Source organism: Butyrivibrio sp., from assembly GCF_024699075.1.
Genome location: NZ_JAILQF010000356.1, coordinates 1 through 2,921, shown reverse-complemented (window position 1 = coordinate 2,921; position 2,921 = coordinate 1). Strand labels below are relative to the sequence as shown.

At 36.8% G+C, this 2,921-nt stretch carries 3 protein-coding genes and 1 pseudogene; 1 reads left to right on the top strand and 3 read right to left on the bottom strand.

Annotated elements, in window-relative coordinates; all coding sequences use genetic code 11:
* A partial coding sequence (locus K6G87_RS14395; protein WP_296838740.1) for a LysR family transcriptional regulator occupies positions 1-837 on the top strand: 837 nt, incomplete at its 5' end.
* A gap of 14 nt (positions 838-851) precedes the next feature.
* Here the strand turns inward: K6G87_RS14395 and K6G87_RS14390 are convergent.
* From K6G87_RS14390 to K6G87_RS14380, 3 genes and pseudogenes are all read right to left on the bottom strand, one after another.
* Positions 852-2,504 carry a CPBP family glutamic-type intramembrane protease gene (locus tag K6G87_RS14390; protein ID WP_296838739.1) on the bottom strand — a complete coding sequence of 551 codons (1,653 nt, stop codon included), beginning with the start codon at positions 2,502-2,504 and terminating at the stop codon, positions 852-854.
* A gap of 50 nt (positions 2,505-2,554) precedes the next feature.
* Positions 2,555-2,635, bottom strand: a pseudogene (locus K6G87_RS20090) (VOC family protein); the annotation flags it as partial.
* 21 nt (positions 2,636-2,656) lie between these two features.
* Positions 2,657-2,921 (bottom strand): hypothetical protein (locus K6G87_RS14380; RefSeq protein ID WP_296838736.1); only part of this gene is annotated, 265 nt, incomplete at its 5' end.

Here is a 2,921-nt window from a genome sequence, read left to right as displayed (position 1 = left end):
GCGAAAGCTTTGTATATATCACAATCTGCTGTTAGTCAGACTATCAGGAAGCTGGAAGAAGAGCTTGGCACTACTTTGTTTGTAAGAAGCGGGTCACGGATTGTTCTAACGCCTTCAGGCGAGCTTCTTTTTGCCAGGGTTAAGACTGCTTTTAACGAATTTCAAAGAGCCGAGATTGAGATCCAAAACTTTGAATCTATAGCGCAAAATAATATCTCCGTAGGCATTACAGAGACAAGCCTTCGCTACGGCTTTTTTGACTGCCTTGAGAAGTTCAAGAACCGCCATCCTGACGTACATCTGTCCATATCAGGTAACACAACTCCTGAAATGGTCTCATTTTTAAGAGATGGCAAGATCGACTTTGCACTTATGATAATCTCTGATTCTCTGGCAGCCAGATTTCAGGATCTCAAGATGCGAAGATGCTTCCGGATACAGGATATATTTATAGCTTCCAGTAAGATGGATATTGATTTTGATAGAGAATATGACCTCAAAGATCTGCTAAGCTACCCGACAATATCTGTATCACAGATCAGTAATTTCAGAGAAAACATTGATACTTTTTTCCAAGAGAACGGGCTACTGTTCCAGCCAACTTATATCCTTGAAAATATGACTCAGGTTCTTAATTTCACCAAAAGAAAATTTGGCATAGGTGTTTTGCCTTACGCCTATGCCAAAGATGATATCAAAAAAGGAACTATTAGAATCGTAAATACAAAACCTATTCCTAAAAGGACGGTCTATCTTGTGAGTTTGAAAGATAAAGCTTTATCAGGAATGGGACTTGAGCTATATAATAAATTCAAGGATCTGTCTCGGATGGTCTGACAAAACACTGCAATTTATTCTAAATGATCATATGCCTTGTATGCTTCTCGTACCTTATCAGCCAGTTCGAACCTGGCATCACCTGCATACATTGCCGCTTCTTCAAAACACTTTCTTGCCTCGTCTTCTTTACCAAGGCCTTTTTTGGCTAAGCCCAGATCATAGTATAGGCTCATCTTAGAGATTCTGTCTTTGCGACCTATAAGCCTTTGACCAAAAAGTGCTTCGGCCTTTTCATAGTCTTCTTCTTTTAATGCAATAAGACCGGTAAGCCCTATAACTATATCACGTGAATTCTTATTTCCTTTGCCCTTATTTATATCTTTAACCAGATCATTTATCTTCTCAAGACACTTCTTTGCCTTGTCTATATCATTTTCGCCAATTGCTATCGCGCCTTCATAATACTCAAATGCTGCTAACCTGATTTTTTTTCTCTTATTCTTATCTCGCAATACGTGAAGCTTATCAAGTGCTTTGCTATACTCTGTAATATATATGCAGGAAGCCACATAATAATTTGACAGAAAGAAATGCTTTCCGGTCTTTCCTCGAAGGAATCTTCGATTATCTTCCAACTGTTCATACATTTCGCAATATCTGTAAGGATCACAATCTTCTGAGAGAACCCTTGATATATTCAGAAAGAACTTTGATGCCCTGTAAATATATAAAACCACAGCTTGAAAAATAATATAATAAACGCATATAAGCATAAAGTGAGAATTCTGATCATTTCCAAGTAGTATGATTCCCGGAATATAAAGAAATAATCCTACAAAGCTAAGTAGTATCAGCACCATAAATTCAATTATAGCAAAAGCTAATGTAAGAAAATACTTTATCTTTAACCTGTTCCAATATTTTATAAAATAGTCCGCTGTTTCATTTGCATTCAATTTCTTGGTATCAACCTTAAAATCAGATTCTGTAATGATCACACAGGCAAGAATGATACAATAAATGCTGCTTAGAATACTACAGATAGGCAGAACATAAGGCGACATCTGTGCTCCGGTATTGATAAGAGCATGAGTCATCACGCATAGCCACAGGCTGCCGGACTTTTTATATATAACTGATAATATAAAACAATTAGTAAGAAGCCCTATCAGGAAAAATACTATATCTGAAGCAGAATAAAAATATATGCTTCCATCAATGCAAAAATATAAGATATGCCATAGGCTCCAGGCAATAAAGGTTATGATGGTAGAAGCTGCATATGGAAACCTTTTTTCCATCTCAGGCTGGAAAGTATATCTCCATCCGATTTCTTCTATCCCGCCAAAAAGTATTGCCTTAAGGAATATAAGTAAAGGCATGGCAGGACTTTCGATCACAAAGCCCTTTCCTGTTATCACTGCGGCAAAATCAATTATAAGAAATAATACTATAAGTATATAAAACTTTACCGGCTGTTTGATTTTAAAAAAATCCGTTACTATATCTTTAATAGTTTTATTATTGTATTTGTATTGGAATCGGGCGCCAAAAAAGGCTGTTGAAATGCCTCCTACTGCTATGAGAAGTAGTCCTATTGGAGATGTATAGCCGATCAAAACGTCAACAGCATTAAGAATTACAGCAATGATCGCAACTATCAGAGCCTGTACAAGTGACGGTATCAGGAATGCTGTATATATTTTTTTATTATCATAGTTCATTATTATATTGTCCTTTTTATTTATTCAGCCATCCAAGTGTGAAGGTTGAATCATTCAGTAATCTCAATCTGATTGCCTTCGATTATGGCAATGCAGCTTTCATAATAGCCATCACCTGTTGTCCTTGAGCCACCCCATCCCAGGGACCATCACTATTTAGAGAAATTGTTTTTCTGTCGGTTCTTGATAGCTAATATAACTGCACCAACTCCCGTCAGTACAAGCACAAGTATTCCATAGACCATCACAACAAAAGCACCAACAATAGGTGTCTCAGAATCCGAACTTATAAAATAGTAGTAATAGTATGTATTAAGTATCATTCCAACAACACACGACAGCAACAATAGCAACGAAGCTAGGAGGTACTCCCTCATGCTTTTTGCCATAAAAACATTCATAATTGCCAATGCTACT